This is a genomic window from Kitasatospora sp. NPDC098663, from assembly GCF_044760075.1.
GTDB lineage: Bacteria > Actinomycetota > Actinomycetes > Streptomycetales > Streptomycetaceae > Kitasatospora.
Window position 1 is genome coordinate 1 of the sequence record NZ_JBIWAP010000081.1, and the last position, 18156, is coordinate 18156.

General features: G+C 72.8%; 21 protein-coding genes. 3 read left to right on the forward strand and 18 right to left on the reverse strand.

Annotated features, from left to right (window positions below; all coding sequences use genetic code 11):
* Positions 1–508 precede the first annotated feature (508 nt).
* The 6 genes from ACIQVZ_RS40475 to ACIQVZ_RS40500 form a co-directional block, all read right to left on the reverse strand.
* On the reverse strand, positions 509–760 hold the full coding sequence (locus ACIQVZ_RS40475) for a hypothetical protein (RefSeq protein WP_402457624.1): 252 nt from the start codon (positions 758–760) through the stop codon (positions 509–511).
* Entirely contained in the window at positions 757–1107 is a 351-nt protein-coding gene (locus tag ACIQVZ_RS40480) for a hypothetical protein (RefSeq protein WP_402457626.1), read from the reverse strand. The genes ACIQVZ_RS40475 and ACIQVZ_RS40480 overlap by 4 nt, the downstream gene beginning before the upstream one ends.
* Positions 1108–1235: 128 nt before the next feature.
* The gene (locus tag ACIQVZ_RS40485) at positions 1236–1793 is read right to left on the reverse strand and encodes a hypothetical protein (protein WP_402457629.1); all 558 of its coding nucleotides are present in this window, start codon (positions 1791–1793) and stop codon (positions 1236–1238) included.
* Positions 1794–1910: 117 nt separating this feature from the next.
* Positions 1911–3338 carry a replication-relaxation family protein gene (locus ACIQVZ_RS40490; RefSeq protein ID WP_402457632.1) on the reverse strand — a complete coding sequence of 476 codons (1428 nt, stop codon included), beginning with the start codon at positions 3336–3338 and terminating at the stop codon, positions 1911–1913.
* Positions 3339–4881: 1543 nt separating this feature from the next.
* Positions 4882–5964, reverse strand: a complete 1083-nt coding sequence (locus tag ACIQVZ_RS40495) for a hypothetical protein (RefSeq protein ID WP_402457635.1) — start codon at positions 5962–5964, stop codon at positions 4882–4884.
* A gap of 233 nt (positions 5965–6197) precedes the next feature.
* Positions 6198–6428, reverse strand: a complete 231-nt coding sequence (locus tag ACIQVZ_RS40500; RefSeq protein WP_402457639.1) for a hypothetical protein — start codon at positions 6426–6428, stop codon at positions 6198–6200.
* Between the two features lie 157 nt (positions 6429–6585).
* Between ACIQVZ_RS40500 and ACIQVZ_RS40505 the strand changes: the two genes are divergently transcribed.
* Together ACIQVZ_RS40505 and ACIQVZ_RS40510 are read left to right on the forward strand one after the other, a co-directional pair.
* A complete protein-coding gene (locus ACIQVZ_RS40505) occupies positions 6586–7149 on the forward strand; it encodes a hypothetical protein (RefSeq protein ID WP_402457641.1) in 564 nt (187 codons plus the stop codon).
* 316 nt (positions 7150–7465) lie between these two features.
* Positions 7466–8152 (forward strand): hypothetical protein, encoded by a 687-nt coding sequence (locus ACIQVZ_RS40510; RefSeq protein WP_402457644.1) that lies wholly within the window; start codon positions 7466–7468, stop codon positions 8150–8152.
* Positions 8153–8419: 267 nt separating this feature from the next.
* Here the strand turns inward: ACIQVZ_RS40510 and ACIQVZ_RS40515 are convergent, their stop codons facing one another.
* The 7 genes from ACIQVZ_RS40515 to ACIQVZ_RS40545 all read right to left on the reverse strand — a co-directional run bounded on the left by ACIQVZ_RS40515 (position 8420) and on the right by ACIQVZ_RS40545 (position 12543).
* Positions 8420–8746 (reverse strand): hypothetical protein, encoded by a 327-nt coding sequence (locus ACIQVZ_RS40515; RefSeq protein WP_402457647.1) that lies wholly within the window; start codon positions 8744–8746, stop codon positions 8420–8422.
* Entirely contained in the window at positions 8743–9075 is a 333-nt protein-coding gene (locus ACIQVZ_RS40520; RefSeq protein WP_402457650.1) for a hypothetical protein, read from the reverse strand. Before ACIQVZ_RS40520 ends, ACIQVZ_RS40515 begins: the two co-directional genes overlap by 4 nt.
* Before the next feature lie 594 nt (positions 9076–9669).
* Positions 9670–10098 (reverse strand): helix-turn-helix domain-containing protein, encoded by a 429-nt coding sequence (locus ACIQVZ_RS40525; protein WP_402457653.1) that lies wholly within the window; start codon positions 10096–10098, stop codon positions 9670–9672.
* A gap of 61 nt (positions 10099–10159) precedes the next feature.
* Entirely contained in the window at positions 10160–10774 is a 615-nt protein-coding gene (locus ACIQVZ_RS40530) for a replication/maintenance protein RepL (protein WP_402457656.1), read from the reverse strand.
* Between the two features lie 1013 nt (positions 10775–11787).
* Entirely contained in the window at positions 11788–11949 is a 162-nt protein-coding gene (locus tag ACIQVZ_RS40535) for a hypothetical protein (protein ID WP_402457658.1), read from the reverse strand.
* Positions 11946–12227, reverse strand: a complete 282-nt coding sequence (locus tag ACIQVZ_RS40540) for a hypothetical protein (protein ID WP_402457661.1) — start codon at positions 12225–12227, stop codon at positions 11946–11948. Before ACIQVZ_RS40540 ends, ACIQVZ_RS40535 begins: the two co-directional genes overlap by 4 nt.
* 121 nt (positions 12228–12348) lie before the next feature.
* Entirely contained in the window at positions 12349–12543 is a 195-nt protein-coding gene (locus ACIQVZ_RS40545; RefSeq protein ID WP_402457664.1) for a hypothetical protein, read from the reverse strand.
* Between the two features lie 388 nt (positions 12544–12931).
* Between ACIQVZ_RS40545 and ACIQVZ_RS40550 the strand changes: the two genes are divergently transcribed.
* Entirely contained in the window at positions 12932–13522 is a 591-nt protein-coding gene (locus tag ACIQVZ_RS40550; RefSeq protein ID WP_402457666.1) for an RDD family protein, read from the forward strand.
* 5 nt (positions 13523–13527) lie between these two features.
* Here the strand turns inward: ACIQVZ_RS40550 and ACIQVZ_RS40555 are convergent, their stop codons facing one another.
* The 5 genes from ACIQVZ_RS40555 to tap form a co-directional block, all read right to left on the reverse strand.
* Positions 13528–13878 (reverse strand): hypothetical protein, encoded by a 351-nt coding sequence (locus tag ACIQVZ_RS40555; protein WP_402457668.1) that lies wholly within the window; start codon positions 13876–13878, stop codon positions 13528–13530.
* 81 nt (positions 13879–13959) lie between these two features.
* On the reverse strand, positions 13960–14235 hold the full coding sequence (locus tag ACIQVZ_RS40560) for a hypothetical protein (RefSeq protein WP_402457671.1): 276 nt from the start codon (positions 14233–14235) through the stop codon (positions 13960–13962).
* A gap of 114 nt (positions 14236–14349) precedes the next feature.
* The gene (tpg, locus tag ACIQVZ_RS40565; RefSeq protein ID WP_402457674.1) at positions 14350–14892 is read right to left on the reverse strand and encodes a telomere-protecting terminal protein Tpg; all 543 of its coding nucleotides are present in this window, start codon (positions 14890–14892) and stop codon (positions 14350–14352) included.
* Between the two features lie 69 nt (positions 14893–14961).
* Entirely contained in the window at positions 14962–15318 is a 357-nt protein-coding gene (locus ACIQVZ_RS40570) for a hypothetical protein (protein WP_402457677.1), read from the reverse strand.
* A gap of 101 nt (positions 15319–15419) precedes the next feature.
* Complete coding sequence (tap, locus tag ACIQVZ_RS40575) at positions 15420–17951, reverse strand: telomere-associated protein Tap (RefSeq protein WP_402457679.1); 2532 nt, start codon at positions 17949–17951, stop codon at positions 15420–15422.
* Between the last annotated feature and the right edge of the window lie 205 nt (positions 17952–18156).

Here is an 18156-nt window from a genome sequence, read left to right on the forward strand (position 1 = left end):
CCCGCGGAGCGGGTCCCTACGGGCCTTCGGCCCTTCGTTCGCGCCTGACCTTCGGTCAGGCGGCGGACCCGCTCCGCGTGTCCGCACCCGGGCTTCGCCCGGGCGGGCCCGGCGCTTCGCGCCTTGGCCGGCACCACTCCGCTTCGCTCCATGATGCCGACGGGGCTGATGCCCATTCAAGTCGCTGAACTCGGAAATTGGCTGAACTCACGACAGGCCGACTAGGGGGAGGGGTGTGCGCGGGTCAGCTTCGTCCCCCTTGGGTTGGTCTAGACCTTGGCCTCATGGAGGCCTGCCGCTCGATCGTCAGCCTTCGGTAACACTGGGCCTCGACTGCGACCCATCCCGGGGGTGTATCAGTTGGAGCCTGTCAGGAGATCCTGCCGGATGCGGGGTGCAGATTGGCCGATTGGTGCAATTTGAAATTGCTGCTCATTCAGTCTGATTCTATTCGGCGTGAGCTTCTGGTGTTTCAGAATTTGGTTGTCGGGAATTCCTGCCGATGGCTCTACAGGGACTGGGCTCGGAGAATGTAGATGCGTTCGTCGCGCGGGACAGTCATGTACCAGAAAATGCCGTCTTCGACGTCGGCGGTTTTCATTTTTTCGCCAGCTCCCTGGTAGGTGGTGCCGTCCAGGTAGAGGGCGGCGGCGGCGCGGACGATCTCGTCGGCCTTCTTCTCGACCTGGGCGACGAAGGCGGGCGGAGCGCCGGCGACGACGTTGTCCTCGTCCGGGTTGTACTCCCAGGCCCAGGTCACCCGCGCACCGCTTCGGCGGCGGCGTTCACGATGGCTCCGGCGAGGGCGGCCTGTTGCTTGCGCTCTTCCGGGCTCTGGGCGTGGTTGGCGAGGTACTCGGCGCGGTGCAGCTCGGCGAGCGTCTCGGGGTGGCGTGCGATCTCGACGTCGACCGCCCACTTCGTGGTGAAGCGGAGCAGGGGCTTGAGGCTCTGGCGCTCGACGGCTTCGGTCATGGCCCGGGCCTGGTCTTCGGTCATCTCGGTCAGCCGGCTGGGCATGAGGGCGGCGACGGCTTCGTACAGGGCCAGGGGTGTTTGGGCGGGCTGTGGGATCAGCTCGGGACCGTGGATCGGCTGAGCGCTCATCGGTACCTCCCTCTCAGGTGCCCAGGACACCGTACGGCAGTCGGCGGCGGCCCGGTGCGAGGTGGTCACGGGTCGGTCATCAGGCGCGGGGTCTTCGGCGGCTGGAGGGCCGCGGAGCGGGCCCGCTGCTACAGGGCTTGCGGGCTGTGGCGGAGCGGCCTGGGAGCGGGCGCGGAGGCGGCCCGGCGCAGTGCGATGTCGTGGGCGGCTTCGATCCAGGTGGCGATGCGGGTGATGGTGTCGTGGTCGAGGTGGGTGAGCTGGCCGACGGTGTGGTGGTCGGCTTCGGTGGGGTGGAGGCCGGCGCGGGCGAGGGCGGTGAGGAGGGGTTGGGTCTTGGGGCTGTGGGGTGGGGTGGCGGTGGGAGTTTCGGTGGTGACGGCCTGGGCGGCGGCTTCGGCGAGCTCGCGGGCGCGGGCCTCGCGGTTCCAGCGCTGGACGGTGGGGTCGCGGTCGGGGTCGTAGGTGGTGAGGTGTTCTTCGGCCATGACGTAGCCGATGCGGCGCCATTCCTTGTGGCGGGAGATGGCGTCTTTGATCATGGCTTCGTCGTCGTGGTTTTCGCAGACGCGTGAGCGGTGGCGTTCCCACATGGCGGCGTCCTGGGTGGCTTCGGTGATCTGTTCGCGGGTCATTCCGGTGGCCTTGCGGCGGACCGCTTCGCGCGAGTTGATAATTCTGAGCATGGCTTTTCCTTTCGACTTCACCAGGCAGGACTCTTTTAGCAGGTTTTTCTGCGGGGACGCAAACGGCGCCCGCGCGGGTTGCGTGGACGCCGTTTTCTGATTAGTGGGACGGTCTGTTCAGCCTTTCTTCTTCTTTCGCGGGCCGAAGACGGTCCGCAGGAAGGAGGCGTTCTCGGCGACCTGAACGCGCTCGGTGTGGGTCTCGGCGGCTGCGGTGATCTGCTGGGCCACGTCGGCCTGCTCGGCCTGGTCGGCCTTCTGCTGGCAGAAGTGGCAGAGCTTCTCGCCGTCGGAGGCGTAGTGGGGGTTCTTGTACTTGGCGGCGGTGCGGTGGCATCCGGGGCAGGCGGTGGCGAGGAGTTCGCGTTCCTGGCGGCGGCGTTCGGCGGCGGCCTGGTCGGCCTGTGCCTGGGCACGTTGGGCTTCCCGGTGCTTGGCGTAGGCCGCGGGCCCGTTGTGATCGTCGAGGGCGGCGTGGAGGGGCTGGAGGGGGCCTTCGTGGCCGGCGCGGCGCCAGATTGGGGAGAAGGGGCCGCGTTCGATCAGCAGCTCCAGGCTGGTGAACAGGATCGGGATCGCGTGGGTGCGGTCGTAGAAGCCGTCGCCGAGGTGCCGGCCCTGCCAGTGGCGGCGGGTCATCTCGGTGAGGGCCTGGACGCGTTGGCGCAGGGCGCGCTCGCCGAGGTGGCCGAGGACGATGGCGATGGGCGGGTAGCCGGGGCGGCCGGTGTCGGCGTAGGTGCGACGCCAGTGCTGTTCGCGCTGCTCGGGGCGGTTGCCCCACTCCAGGTGGCCGACGGTGCCGCGCGGGTAGGGGTTGGGCAGCAGGTGGGTGTGCTCGAAGAAGGCTCGGTAGTCGTCGATCTTCTTGGCGACGATGGGGTTGGACTCGTTGTCGAGGTCGACTTCCACCAGCAGCACCGGGATGCCGCGGTCGGGGGCCTTGAGGACGGCGTCGGCGCGGACCTTGGGCTTGTGCGGGGTGAGGTGCTCGATCTCGGTGGCCCACTGCTCGATCCGGCCGAAGCCGGGCCCGATGCCGGGGGCGGTGCGGTCGCCGTTGACCTGCTTGTCCGGGATATTGGGGCCGGTGCCGCCGACCACGAACGAGATGATGGTTTCGGAGACGGCCAAGGCGTGGCCGGCGGCGGAGCTCGCTCCGGCCTTGCGGGCGATGCCGCCCATGTCCCGGCCGTCCGGGAACAGCGCCTTCGCCGCGTCGCGCCCGGCGGTGGTCATCCCCCAGATGTCCCGGCCGTCCTCGCCGGTGCCGTGCTTGACGGTGATCCGCTTCTTGTCCAGGTCGTTCAGCGCGGCGCGGGCGAACTTGTTCTCCAGGGCGTTGGGGCGCAGCAGTCGCCAGAGCTGGTGGGCGGTGACGATCTTGAGGACGGCGATGGCGCGCTGGACGTCGGCGCGTAGGTCGTTGGAGGAGCCGCCGGGGTTGGTCTTGGACGCCTTGCGGGCGCGTTTGCGCGGCGCGGCGACGGCCGCCTTGCCGTCGGGCTGGTCGGGTGTGCCCGGGTCGGGCTGACGGCTGCTCACGGCGTTCCCCCTGTCTGCGGTGCGGCTGCTGACTGCTCTGCATACCGCACACCGCCGACAAGTCGATCACGCCCGTCCCGGCGGCCACCGCCCGGCCTGCCCGGCCCGCCGGCCCGGCGCCGCGCACCGGAACGCCTGGCTGCCCGGCCGCGGCGCGAGCCCCGGGCACCGCCCCTGGGGGCCGGGGGGACGGCCCGGGGTGGGGCGAAGGGCCGGAGTGGCCCGGAGCGAGACCCCGATGGAGCCGCGCTAGGCGACAGAAGGGCTGTCGGCGTTTCTGGGCGGCCCGGATATGGGGTCTGACCTGCAGTGATATGCCGTCAAGGTGGGGGGGTGACCGGAAGCGGTATCGGAAGCGGTACTGGAAGCGTGCCGCCGGGCCTGTCCGAGTCCGGGACAAGGGGTCACCGGGCGATTCTCACCGGCCTCCGGACGGCCGTCCGGACGGTGGGCGGCGTTGCTGCGACAGTACCCGGCACCGGCCTTCGGCACGCCCGTCTTCACGCGGTCAGCTGGCCGGTCCCGGCGGTCGTCGGCGCCGGGGCAGTGCGCAGCCGGGCGGGGTGCTGGGCGGGTGCCGGCGGCCGGGGCGCGGATGTGGCGCAGCGCGGCGATGGCGTCGGCGGCTTGCTCGGCGGGCCGCTGGGCGGGCTGTGGCGGGTCCGGCCGGGTCTTGGGTCCGGGAGGGCGGCCGGGCCCGTCCAGGGCGGCTGTGGGCGGCCTTGGGGGTGCTGAGGGCGCGCCGGGCGGGCGACGGGTTGCTCACGGGGCGTTCAACGAGCCCGGTTCGGCCCGGTGGCGGGCGGCGGCCCTGGACGACGCGACCGGCATCGCCGGACGCACCACACCCAACAGCCCCCCGGCAGGGCGAGAGCCCCTGCCGTCCGGACCGTCACCCAACCGCACCCACCACACCACCAGCAACCGGGGATAGGGACAGACAGAAGGGGTTGTCTGAATTTCCGGCGCTCGGGAAACTGGCTCTGACCTGCGAGAACGCTCGATGGCGGGCCGAGGCGGTGGGGTACGTACGGTGGTACCTGCGCCCGCGCCTGCGGTGGTGCCTGCGGTGGTGCCTGCGGTGGTGTCTACGTGGATCCGGCGCGGCTGGTCGACGGCCGTCGGCCGGCCCCGCAGCCGCGGACGGCTCTGCCGGACGCTCACGGAAAACCAACGGCACGCCGCAGGCGCGAACACCGAACCGACCAACCGACCATACCCACCAAGACCAAGGAGAAGAAGGGGTTGTCGGCTTTTCCGGCCCGCTCCACATGGGCTCTGACCTGGGGTGATATCGCGCCCAGGCGGATCGTCAGGTGCCCACAAGACAACCGACAAGGCCCCCGGGAAGGCGCCCGACAAGGTGTCCGACAAGACGCCTCACAAGATGCGGCCGGTCAGCCGAGCACCGGGGCGGTGTCGGCGTCGATCAGCCCCTCGACCAGGGCCTGGCGCACCGTCAGGGCGGCCAGCTCGGCGGTGTGGGTGACCAGCGGGCGGCTCCGGTCGGCGGGACCGGCGCCGGGCTGCCAGCGGTGCGGGGTCAGGTCAGTTGCTGGTTGCGGGCGGCGCGGAGCAGGGAGACGGCGTGGGGAGCGTCGGTGGAGAGCCAGGGGTCGCCGTCGGTGGCGTCGATGATCAGGCGGCCCTTGATGTAGGTGGCCCAGCCGTCGCTGAGTGCCTCGGCCCAGCCCAGCAGCCGGCGGTCCGGGCCGCGGACGGCGAACAGGTCGGGGCTGCTGTTCCAGCCCTCCACCACTAGGTCGCTCCCGTCGATGCTCCAGGTGGAGGTCGGGGCGCCCAGGCCGCGGGCGAGCGGGGAGGAGGAGGTGGGCTCGGCGGCCAGGGCCAGGAGCAGTTCCTGCGGCAGGGCGTCCGGTCCCCGCTGCTGTGCGGTGGAGGGTGCGGGGTGGTGTCCGCCGGCCGGGGCCGGGCCCTGCTTGGCGGTGGCCGGCGCTGCCCCGTTCGTTTCGACGCGCGGGGAAACGCTGATGTCTGCGGCCGGTGCGCCTGTGTCGCTTGTTTCGACGCGCGGGGAATTGATGGCGCGGGCGGCGGGCGGGCTGGCGGCGGCGCCGGTCCTGCCGTCGGAGGCGAAGCCCCGGGCGGGGTCGGCGGCCGGTCCTGCCGGGGCGAGCGCGGCGCCGTCCGAGCCCGTGGATTCGACGCGCGGGGAATCAAGCGCGGTGTCGCCCGCTCCAGGAGCCGGCGTCCCCGCGGGCGTCCCTGCATGCAGTCGGGCGGCGGTCATCTCGTAGCGCAGCACGTGGGCCTGGCGCAGGATCCGCTGGGTGGCGCCGGTGAGCTGGGTCTCCAGCAGGGCGAGGGCGTGGTTGCAGCGGGGGTCGTCGCCCTCGCCGAGGCGGGCGCGTTCCAGGTTCTCCAGGAAGCGGGTGGTGCTGCGCTGGACGGCGGCGGCGAGTTCGAGGAGCTCGCGGTGGCCGGCCTCGCCGGTGGCCGGGGTTTCGACGCGCGAGGAAACGAGGGCGTCGGCGACGGCGTCCTGCTGGTGGACCGCGCGGCGGCGCCGGTAGGCCTTCGAGGAGCAGGAGCGTCCGCAGTAGGCGGGACGTCGACCCGGTCCGGTGGCGCGCAGTTCGGTGTCGCACTCCGGGCAGCGCGGCACCTGCGGCTCCGCCCCAATTCCGCGCGCGTCGATTCCCGCGCTGGGCTCAATCCCTCGCGCGTCGATTCCCGCGCCGACGTCGATTCCTCGCGCGTCGTTATCCGTCTCCATGATCGAGGAGCGTAACCGGCCGCCCGGACACCTCGCCGCCAGCCCCTCCCCCACACACCCGGCCGCCCGCCCGTGCCAGGGCCGGCGCCCGGCCGGTCGCCTGGCGCGCGACCCGCAGGGCGTCAGCCGCCGTCCGTGCCGGCGGCGTAGGACAGGCCGCCCTTCCCCAGCGGGCGCCGCCCGCCGTTCGCGGGGCTCGCGGCCGCCGCCGGCTGGGCCGGGACGGAGAACGGCGTGCCGAGGCGCTCGACCGGCAGGAGACGCTCGCCCAGGGGCTCGTCGGCTGCGGCGTCGGGGTGCGAGAACGGCGTGGACAGGGGGCGCCGGACCGGACCGCCGGATTGATCACTCATGCCTGACAGTCTGTCACCCCAGGCCCCGGACCCGGCGGCGGTATCGGCACCGAGCAGCCCTGCCCGACGCCCGCACCTCCACAACCACCACGGGGGCGACCGACGCGAAACCCGGCCAGGGCCGTGACCTTGACGGCACCGAGCGGGTTCACCGGTCATGACCAACCACCTCACTCCCCTGCCCAGCGAGCAGTACCACGATGAACACGGTGACGGCGGTAGTGCGGTCCTGACGGCCTTCGCCGCCCAACGGGCCGCCTTCGCCACCGCCCGCGCCGCCCGGGCCGAGCAGGACCTGGCCGCGGAGGCCGAGACCGATCGCGCGCACGCCGAGGAGCAGGCGCGGCTGGCGGCCGCGATGGGGATCGCGGCGGCTTCGGCGAGCAGGGCGTCGGGGTGGGTGTCGGAGCTGGCCGCCCGTACCGGGAGCCGGCATCTGGCCGAGTACGCGGACGCGGTGCTCGCCTGCGGCCGGGACCTGGACGCCGAGGACGACGATCACGGCGGTGTGCACCAGGACGTGACCTTCGTGCTCAGCGGGCTGGTGCTGGTCGACGAGCCCGGCCTGACCACCGGCGAAGGCCTCGCCCTGGCCGCAGTGGGCGCGATCGCCCTCGCGATGCCGCGCACCATCACCGCCGGCCACCCCGACCGGCAGCTGCCCGAACTCGCCCACCACCTCAACCAGGCCGTCGACGCCGGACGACGCGCGCGGGCGTAGCTCACGGCCCGCATGGTGGCCCGCTCCCTCGGTTTGGGGGCGGGCCACTGCTGTGACCTGCGGTGGAAAGGTTTGACGGGGCGAAACTCACCGGGTGCGTAGTCGTGCGCGGACGGCGGCCGGCGCCATGCGCAGGGTGCGGGATGCACGGAGTGCGGTGCGCAGCCGCGTAGGGGCTGACCTGCGGTGGGGAGTTTGGCAGGACGAAACTCACCGGCCTTGCGGGGCGGAACTCAGCGACCGTACGTGACCTTGACGGTGCTGGTGAGGCCGCTGGCCCGGCACGATGGATACAGGCACAGACGAGGAGACAGCGATGCGCACCGGGGACGTCGTGGTCGGCGAGACCTACATCGCGAGCATCCCCCAGCGGCTCCCGGAGGAGCTCCGCCGTCCGGGAGACACGCCCGAGCAGTGGCGGGCGAACATGCAGCTGCACCTGGTCCGCGGCCGGCGCATCACGGTGACCGTGACCGGCTTCGGCGAGGAACCCAACATGGTGCAGGTCAGCCGGGACGTCCCGGCCGGGCGCGTCGCGCTGCGCCTGACCGCCGAACAGGCCGCGGCCCTCGACCTCGCCGAAGGCCAGGAGTACAAGATCGAGGGCGTCGTCAGGGACGCGGACGGGCAGGCCCTCACTTTCCCCGGCACGACCGCCCACACCATCCCGGCCCGCTGGCTGCGCCCGCCCGGCGAGCAGCTGGAGCTCCACCCGGACACCGAGCACTTCCACCGCGCGCTGGTGTGCCGGGACGCGGACGGGATGACGCCGCAGGAGATCGACCGGGCGGCGAAGAAGGCGCTGGAGCAGCTCCAGCACGTCCGGGGCCTGGCGCTGGAGGACCCGAACGTCGACCATTCGGTGCTCACCGCCGAGACGGACCACCAGGAGTGGCTGCGGATCGCCGATCGGGTACGGACGGCCGGGCTCGCCGCCTACGACCCGCAAGCCGACCCGGACGCCGTGGAACACCCGCCGCTGATCCGCTTCCGGCAGACCTGACGAAGGCTGGCGGTCCGGAACGGCGGGCCGTCCCAGCCCTGTCCCAGGTCCGGCTGCGGAACGTCGTGAGCTGGGGAAATGGCCTGGGACTGTCCCAGCAAATCGGGGCATAACGGGCGGGCTGGGACGGTGCTGGGACAGGGGTGTCTCAGGCTTGTCCCAGGCCGACGGCGGCGCGGCGCCCGCCGGTGATGGCCCGGATTGTGCGTCTCGGGTCCAGCGGGCGCCGATGGCAGCGTAGCGGGCGCGGCCAGGCCGGCCCGGCTTCTACGGCGCGGGGTGGGACGGGTCTTCGGGGACGACGGCGGCGATCCGCACCGTCGGCGGCCAGGGCGGGGCGGGGGCGTAGGCGTGCACGACGTTGAGCGCGGGCCGGCCTTCGGCCCGGTCGCCCTCGATTCGGGTGGAGTACAGCTCGACCTGCTGGCCGCCCTCGGTGACGGTGCGGATCGGGCGGCCGAGCCGCGGCCGGTGTTCGAGTTCGGCGCACAGCGCTTCCAGGGCCTCGGTGGCGCCGAGCTCCTTGGCGCGCTGGGCGGCGCGGTCGGTGACCACGGCGACCGCAGGGTCCGGCTGCTGGTGCTGGTCGGTCACTCGGCGCCCTGCCGCGCCAGCAGGTCGGCGACGGCCTGGTCGACGGCGTCGGATGTCTCCGGGTCGGCGGCGAGCAGCACGCGGCCGCGGTAGGCGGCGACGATCTCCGCGACCGCGACCAGGTCCACGACGGCGGGGACCTGGTCGACCTGGTCGAGCCGGTCCACCGGCACTCGGCGCAGCAGCTGCTCGGCGAGTTCGGTGTCCAGGCGCTCGGCGTCGCCGGGGAAGCCGTGGCCGGCGCGCAGCGCGGCGCGCAGTTCCTGGACCGTGTCCATCGGCGGCAGTCCGAGACGGCCGCCCCCTCGTTCGGCGGGCTGGGCGCTCATCCCCGCACCCCTTTCCTCATCGCCGGCCCGGCCGGGCCGGCCCTGTGGTGTCGACGGTAACCGCCCCGGGCCGGCCTGTGGGGCCGTTCTGGCGGCACCGTGTCGCCGCTTCGTCCCGCCCCGGGGGCGCCGTGCCGTCGGCCGTACGGGTGTGCGATCTACGATGGACCGGTGTCCGCGCAGGACCCGGTGGCCTGACCGCCGGTCGGCCCTCCTGCACATGCGCCTGCTCTCTGACCGGGCGACGGCGAAGAGAGCCGGGCGAGCACTTCGGGAGGCAGCGGTGGCAATTGGCGTCGGGACCGGAGAGCCGGGCGACGCGCACCGCCGGCCGCCCGGGGTGGACGACGCGACGGTCGAGGGTGGTCTTCGCGCGCGACGCGCCACCTGCGGAGGGCTCCGCCCGGCGGAGCCGTCCGCACCGGACCCCTGGTTCTGTACCCGCCACCAGACAAAACTGTTACCCATGGTGGTAACGATCCGCTGGCCCGGTCGGGCGGATTCTGCCCGGACAAAAGCGTTATCCGCCGTAGTAACTGCGGGCATGGCGAAGGCCCGCCGCCAAGGGGTGGCGGGCCTTCGACAGCCGGCAGGTCAGGCCGAGGTAGCGAGCTGGCCGAGGTTCGCGATCTGGGCGGTGTACCGCTCGCGGCGCTGCTCGCTGAAGGCGGCCGGCTCGACTGCCTTGATCTCGGGGACGGATACCGCGGGTGAGGCGACGGCGCCACCGGTCAGCAGCGGGTGGAGCTGGTAGTGACCGTCCTCGATCTGCCAGGCGAGGCCGGTCTCCCGGAGCTGCTGCACGGCACGGTTGACGGCCGGCACGGCGGTACCGAGGGCGGCGGCCATCTCCCGCTGGGAGATTTCGGCGACGCCCGTCTCCTCGTTGTAGAGGGAGAGGAGGACGTCCAGCAGCCGGCGGGCCGGGTTGCTGAGGTCGACCAGGGCGAGCAGGCCGAACACCTCGCGGCGGATGGACACCGGGCTGGCCCCGGCTGAAATCTCGGGCACGTAGGTGCTCACGGTGTCCTCTCCCATCGCGTCCGGGTGCTGATCTGCTGTCCCAGTATGGCGCCGCCCATGCTCAGGCGGTGCTGGTGGCGCCCGGTTGGCGCGAAGCGGCGGTTCGCTGGCGGGGACGCAGCTGCACGACCCTACCGGCGCGCTCGGCGTCGCGCTTGGCCTGGCGGGCCCGCTCACGCTCGGCTCGCCACTGTGCGGGGTGGTCGGGGGCCGGGATGGTGAACTCGGCGCCAGCCGCCTCGATCCAGGCGTTCTGCTGGCGCTCCTGTTCACCGGAGTTGCCGCTGAAGGTCAGCCAGGGGTTGAGCGCGTACCGGCCATTCTTGATCCGGCGGAGCCAGCCCAGCTCGATGTAGTACGTCATCGCCTCGGCGATGTGGGTCCGGGACAGGCCGGAGACGGCGCACAGCCGCTCCTGGGTGGCCTTGATCTCGCCCTTCTCGGAAACGGACTGCAGGGAGCTGAAGGCGTGCCAGGTACGGAACCAGGTGCCCGGCATGTCCATCGCGGCAAGCAGGCTGTGCAGGAGAGTGGCATCCAGTACGTAGCCGTACGTCGCGCCGTCGGCGACGAAGTCGAACCCGGCGGACCGCCGCAGCGACCACTGGAGGCCGTCCTTGGTGGGCCGGATGACCATGTGCATCCCCCGGGGGATGCTGGGCGGCGTCTTGGGCACGGAACCTCCTCTCTTGATCACCGTCAACGATCACGACGTTACCACAGCGGGTAACGCTTTTGTCCGGTGGCGGGTACAAAGCGCGGGGTGTCGCAGGGCGCCGCGTCGAGGCCGTTTTGTTCTGCCACGGGTACAAAGCTGACCGAGTTTTGTCCAGCAACGGGTACAAAACTGGGGACATACGTGCAGGTCAGAGCGTTTCGCGTCTTATAAATCACCGGAGCCACCCACGGGGTCGCCCTCACGGCAACCACCGCTTCACGGGCGCAAACGCCTTGAACAACCGTCACCCGGCGGAGGGTCACCGTTGTCCGTGCCCCAGGGAACTGACCTGCGACAACAGGATGGGCTCCGGAAGGCTGGCGGTGGCTGCCGCTACCGCCACCCGGGGCGTGTCGCCCGGACCGTGCCTCCGCTCGGGCCGGTTGCCCTCACCGCGCCAGTCACGGAAGTCCGGCTGCCGCCGGACCCGGGCCTTGACGGCCCTTTCCGCGCCTACGAGTCGGTCGGCCGCCTCCGTGGTCTGCCGACACACCGGTGGTCCTGCTCGGTGTGCCTGCTGCTGCGCGGAGTGGACCTGAGCATCTGTTGCGGTCGGAGGTGTCGGTGAACAGGCTGATCGTCAGGTGGGTGGTGGCGTCGAGCACCAGGCGGCCGAGGGCCGGCAGGTGGCCCGGCCCCGGGCCGGCACCCGCCATCTCACCAAGGGCAACTGCCCAGGGAGCGCCGCTCGGCGCCGCAGGGCAGGCGGCAGCCGGATGGTCCAGCGCATCCGGGCGCTGGCCACGGGTGCGGGGGCGGAGCACGCCGCGACCAGCCAGGCCCGGACCGGTAGGCCGCTGTGGTGGCCCGGTTGCCGCCCGTACCCGAGCCACGGCAGGGCAGGCGGCGCACCCGGCTGGGGTGGGGAAGACCGAAGGGGAGGGCGCAGACCAGGGCAGACAGCCCGTACGCTCACACCGAGGGGCCCTCGCGATTCGAGCGCGAGGGCCCCTCATCTTGTGGGCGGCGGGTCAGCCGGCGCCCCAGTCGTAGACCTGGTCCTCGCTGTAGTCGGCAAGGATCTCGGCGGTGGCTTCGGACAGCCTGCGGGTGATGTCGTCGGCGACGTCCGGGTGGCAGTGGACCTCCACGCCGATGCTGCGGAAGTCGTCCGCCTCGTCGTGGTCGCTCACCGAGCCCCGAGACGGCACAGGAGCGCGGAGACAGAGGTGCCGGGGGCGGTACCGGCCTGGACGGCGGCGTGGATCCGGTCGCCTTCCGGATCGCGGTACAGCTCGGCACGCAGCCACCACCGCTTGAGGACGCCGCCGATCGTCGTGTCGTCGGCCTCGCCCATCTCCCGGTAGAACTCCATCCGCTGTGCCGGCGGGAGCGCGGCGGCAACGCCGTCCTGGGTACGCGGGACGGGCTGGTGGCCGTCGTGGTGGCCGTGCACGGGTGCTGCGCTCACCGTTCCTCCGGGCGTCTCGTGCGGGCGGGACCGCTACCAGTGTCCCCCGTCGCGGCTGCGGGCCGGTACCCGGGCCCGGCCTCGCCGGGGGGCCCGGGCGGGGAGGGTGTGAGGTCCGCCGTTACCGGCTGAGGTTGATGCTGCCGTCGCGCCTGGTGTTGATGCGGACCTCGTTGTAGCCGTTGTCGTCGAGGAATTTGCGCAGCAGCCTCCAGTCGACGACGGGTTCGTGGCGCGGTGCGGGCGTCCGTTCCGGGGTGGCGGCGTCACCCCAGCCAGCGTCGAACAGGATCGCGGCAACGACCGGTCTGGCCATGTCGGCCTTCCTCCAGGTGGTTGGTGGGGGCGCCGTGAACGGCCGGGCAAGGACCCAGGCCGACAGCACGTGGTCGTGGTCGGCCTGCGCCCGGCGCAGGCAGGCCGGGCCCGGGGAAGCAGGGGGTGTTCCCTCGGGCCCGGCCGCTGGGAGGCCAGCAGCACGGGGAGGACGTGGCACTGCTGCGCTGCTCGGCGGCCTGATGGTGCTGGGGCGGGGCCGCCGTGTCGGGAATGCTAGACCCGCATATCGGCGGTGACCAGGGCTTTAACCTGCAATCTTTCGACCGCGAACATGCCAGATGCGAATGCCTGGAGTCCGGAGCGCACGGTGTGGTCCGCGCCCCGGCGCGGCGTGCCCCGCCCCGCCGACGGCGCGTTGACCGGTCATGAACGATCACACGCCGTTCCCCTCCCCACCGCCGACCGCACCCTGGTGGCACCCCGGCATGCCGACCGGCACGGCCCCGGCCGCTCCCGCGAGAAGGACCGGCATCCCCGGCCTGGCCTCCTGGGCGCAGCGCGCTACGGCGGCCGGGATCGAGGTGGGGATCGCGGGCGGGCTGATGACGGCGTATCTCACGGCGCTGTCCGCGTTGTCGCCGGCGTTCGCGGCGCTGCAGGTGCTCGCACTGCTCGCGGACACGGACATTCGCGGCGCGCTGGCCGGCGGCTACTGGGTGGTCGGGGGCGCCTGGCTGGTGGTGCAGTGGGCCGAGCGGGGGCGTACCGGGCAGGGGCTGGGTGGGCGGCTGGTCGGCATCGTGACGGTGGACGAGGACACCGGGGCGCCGATCGGCGCGGCGCGGGCGATCTGGCGCGGTGTCCTGCACGGCCTGGATGCGCTGCCCGCCTTCGCCGGATTCGTCCGGCCGGTCACCCACGTGCGGCGGCAGACCTGGGCCGACACCATCAGCCGCAGCGTCGTGGTGCGCAGGGAGCTGATCGAGCGGATCGCTCTACCCCGTCAGCAGCCGTGACCCTGCTACAGGTGCGGGCCGATCAGCAGCACGGTGACCACGCCGCCGTCCTGGCCGTCGCGGTCCTGGCCGTCTCCGTCTGCCGGGTCCCAGGTCCAGAACAGCCGCCAGGCGCCGGCGCCCTGGTCGACGTACGACGTCCACGCCCGGTGGTGCGGGTGGCCGGGCAGGCCGGGGTAGCGGTGGCTGCACAGGCCGGGGTGGCGCGGGTCGACGGCGAGCTTGTCGAGCGCGCGGCGGACCCGGCGCAGCTTCACCGCGTCGGCGCGGCGTCCGTGTTCCAGGCAGGCGAGGGTGCGGGCGGCGGCGGTGGTGTAGTGCAGCGTCGGCATCGCGGTCTCCTTGGTCCGGGGCATGCGAAGAGGGCCCGGCTCCCCGGTGCGGGGAGGCGGGCCCTCGGTGGGCGGGTTGGGTGGCGGGTCAGCCTGCGGGCAGGGTCAGCCGGTGGGGCCGGCGGTCCGTCCGGCGGCCGCGATGCACTCGACGTCGAGCTGGTCGGCGTAGGCGGTGAGGTCGGCGGCGTAGAGCTCCGCGGTCCGGCGGCAGTCGGTGTCGTCGCAGGGGCAGGCGGTCCAGCCGGCAGCGATGGCGCGCAGCAGGAAGGTGACGGCGGCGGTCGGCATCATCAGCTGGCCGCTCAGCGGGTCGGGGACGACGGGCAGCGGCAGGGACGACAGGCCGTCATCGTCGGCGTGGTCGAAGTGGTCGCTCATTCTGTTCTCCGAATTTCGTCGGTGAATTCGCGTGCTGGGTCGCGAAAATAGAAAGTCCCGGCCGCTTGGGAGCGGCCGGGACTTCGTTTTCGGCGACACGGAGGGACTGGGGAGTCAGATCTCCATGTCCATCCAGGCGATGTCGTTCAGCTCGACGTCGAGGTTGCGGGCGCGGTGGCCGCCGTCCTTGAAGTAGTGCTCGCGCAGTGCTTCGGCGAGGATCCGCTCCTGCTCGGCCTGGCTGGCTCCGGCGTCCCGGGCGGCGTACAGCTGCTGGGCGACGGAGCCGGGCATCTTGTGGGTGATCGGGCGCTGGCGGGGGTCGTCGGTGGAGCCGGCCGCCGAGCTGAACCCGAAGGTGGCCTGCATGTGGAGCATGAAGCCGTTGGTCTCGGCGGCCTTGCGGACCCTGTCCTTGACCTTGGGCTGCCACTTCGCGCGGACCTGTTCCTCGACCTTCTTCGCGGCGGCGGGCTTCGGGTTGCCCTGGCCGGTGAGCCAGCGCTGCACGGTGCGCTGGGAGACGCCGAGGTCATGGGCGAGCTGTTTGGTGGAGCCCTTGGCGCCCTTGAGCAGGAACCGCATCCGGGCGGCGGTGGACTGCGGGATCGGCTTGGTGCGCTCGGCGCGCTCCAAGCCCTCGTCGATCTCCCCCACGGGGCTGTCCTTCCTTGTGGCGGTGGTGGTGGGCGGCCCGCCCGGCGGCCGGCGCCGGGCGGCCGGGGTTCAGCGGGTCCAGCCGATGAGGGTGAGGCGGTGGCCGCGGTCTTCGAGGTCGCGGCGGGAGACGGCTTCCTCGCGGGCGTGGACCAGCGGCAGCGCCAGGTCGTCGTCGCCGTCGCTGGTCGGGACGTCGTTCCACACGCCGCCCTGGTCGTCCAGCCACAGGGCGGTGTGGTCCTCGCTCGGCGCGGCGGGCGGCGCCGCGATGCCCGCGGCCTGCGCGGCGCGCAGCCAGGTGCGGGCCTGCTCGGTCAGGTGGGCTCGGATGTCCGGCTTCAGACGGACCCAGGCGGCCGAACCCGTCCGGGTGGCATTCCAGTAGGCGACAGCGAGCTGCTCAACGCGCGGGTCCTGCTCCATGCGGGTCCTCCCCTGTTCCGGGCCGCCGGATGAGCGGCCCGCTGCCGGTGGTCGTGGTGTGCGGGGCCGGGCCCGCGTGGTGCGGGCCCGGCCGGGGCTGGCTACTCGTCGGCGGAGACGGCGCCGGTCTTGATGTGCCTCGCGGGGTTCGCGTCGTCGGCGAGCAGCTCGACGATCTCGGCCATCGGCCGGGAGCCCTCGAACTTCACCAGGCCGGGGCTGACGCCCAGGCGCAGCGAGGTGGTGAGGGTGCCGTCCGGTTTGGTGAGGATGTCGAGGGCGCCGGGTCCGGGTGCGGCGAAAACGGCGCAGTCGGAGAGCACCGCGAAGCAGCGCAGGCCGGTGTCGCCGGCCATACGGCGGAGTTTGCGGTGGAGGTTCACCGTGGCGGTGTCGATGACCAGGGCGCGCATCAGCGGGTCCCAGGTCGGGCGTTCCAGGGCGGCCCAGCGTTCGCCGGGCTTGTAGCCGTGCCCGCGGGGGCGCTCGCGCATCTTGCCGATGGCACCCTTCGCGCTCTGCTTGATCGCGGTGAGCACCGCGAGCTCCGCCGGGTCGCCGGCGGTCTTCAGGTTCGCCATGGCGTCCAGGAACGCGAGCGGGTCGGCGTTGAGCGGGACGCCGAGGGCGGCCATCGTCTCCAGGTACGCGGCGCGCAGATGCTTGTGCCAGGGGTCCAGGTACGGGCCGCTCTCGTGGCGCAGCCAGCCCTCCAGCGGCTGCGGGCGGGCACCGAGCTCGACGGCGTAGGCCAGCTTCACCGTCGAGTACCAGGCCGGCCCGGTCGGCCGGGAGCCGTCGGCGGTGAAGGGCGACGGCAGCAGGGGATCGGTGTCGACGTGGGAGAGGTCGGCCAGCCAGGAACCGGGGATCTTCGGGTCGAAAACGGGCTCAAGTTCGTGGACCGGACCGGACAGCGGCAGCGGCAGCCTGCCGGCAGCGGCGAGGAACGCCATGTTGACGTCCAAGCCGACCGCGAACGGCGCCGCGGTCTCCTGGTCGGTGAGCCCGCGGTGCCAGTCCCAGGCCTCGGTCACCAGCTCGCCGCCCGGCTCCCGGTCCTGGGCGAGCGGGTGGACGTCCGGGACCTCCGGCGGCGCCGGGTCGAAGGCGTCCCGGGGCCGGGAGCCCTCCACCGGACCGGACGTCCAGCCTGCCTCGGTGCGCACCGCCCGGGTCGGCGGCCGCAGCGCGGTGACCAGCTCCAGGCCGGAGACGGCGGTGGAGCCGCGGGGGGTGAGGACGCGGGTGGCGTAGGTGCCGAGCAGGCGGGCCAGGTCGGCGGCGGCCAGGTCGTCCGGGATCTGCCAGCCGCCGGAGGCGAGGGCGCCCCAGGCGGGGATGCAGAGCTGGACGCACTGGCGTTTGCCGTCCTCGGGGGTGCGGTAGATCCGGGCCCAGGGGCCCAGGCCGCGCTGGGTGAGCAGCCAGCCGGCCTTCTCCAGCGCCTTCACCGCCTTGTGGGTCTTCGAGAGCTGGCCCAGGCGCTGGACGAACTCCTTCTTCTCGTCCCGTCCCATCGGCGGCAGGCCGAGCTCGGCGAGCGCGGCGTCGGTGATGACCAGCAGGGCGTCGCCGTCCTTGCCGTGCCGGTGCAGCCGCGGCGAGCCGAACTTCTGCTCCAGCGCCCACTCCACGACGTCCGCCAGGGTGCGGCCGGCCGGCGCGGTGGCGGCCTGGGTACCGTCGGCGAGGTAGGCCACCAGTGTTTTGCCGGACGGGGCGACGTCCAGCACCGCGAGGGGACCTGCCGGGAAGCGGGCGGCCGCGGCCTGCTCCCAGTCCGCCGGCCCGGCGTCGGCGGCCGGCTTCTTCGCCGGGGCCTTGCGCGCCCGCGACGACGCCGCCGGACGCGACGACCCGGCACGGCCCGGCGCAGCCACCGGACCGGCTGCGGGGGCGGACTGGCGGGGCGCAGCGACCGAAGCGACCGAGGCGGCGGGAGTGGGCGTGGGCGTGGTGTGCTCGGCGGTGACGGCCTGGACGGGCGCGGCCACCGGGGCCGGGGCGGCCCGGACGAGTCCGGCGGCCCCGGTGCCGGGGGTGCACCAGCCGCCCGTGTGCGTCGGGCGGCCGTGCGAGCGGTACGGCGTCGGCCGCCCGCACCGCACACACGGCGCGGGCTCGGCGGCGACCAGGTCCCCGGCCGCCGTCCGGTCGAGCTCCACCACCGCCTGGTCCCGCTCGCCGCCGAACGCCGCCGGCACCGCAGGGGCCTGGACGGCCGAAGCGGCGTGAGCGGGAGCCTGGGCGGGCTCGACGGCGGCCGCGCGCACGGACGCGGCCTCGGCCTGGTCGGGGGCCGGCCCGGCCGGGACCTGGACGGTGGTGGGGACGAGGCCGGCGGCCTGCGCCCGGCGCAGCCACGTACTCGGCTCGACCGTGCCGTGCCGCAGCGCGAGCCGGGCGAGGAAGGCGATGTAGGCCTCGCGCTTCGGCGGCCGCGGCTCTGTCGCCCCGGCCTCCCACCGCACGATCGTCTCCCGCCGCGTCCGCAGCGCGGCCGCCAGTTCCTCCTGCTTGAACCCTCCGAGCTTGCGCAGCCGCTCCCGCTCAGTGGGCACCGGCAGGTCGTCCTCCGGGCGCGGGCGCTCCAGCAGCGCGTCGATCGCCGCGAACAAGTCGTCGCTCACAACCTCACCTCCACCAACTACTCTAGCCTGAAACTCACTTTTGGATCGCACATTTCAACGCACATCACCGGATCGGGGCAGCACGAAGGCTCGCCCGTTGACGAGAGGGTTGTCCCGTCTCAAATGATCTTGATCGTTTGTCAGATGATCTTGACGGACGGTAGGTTTCTGTCATTTGATCTTGATCAGTGGCGGGGGTCTCGGT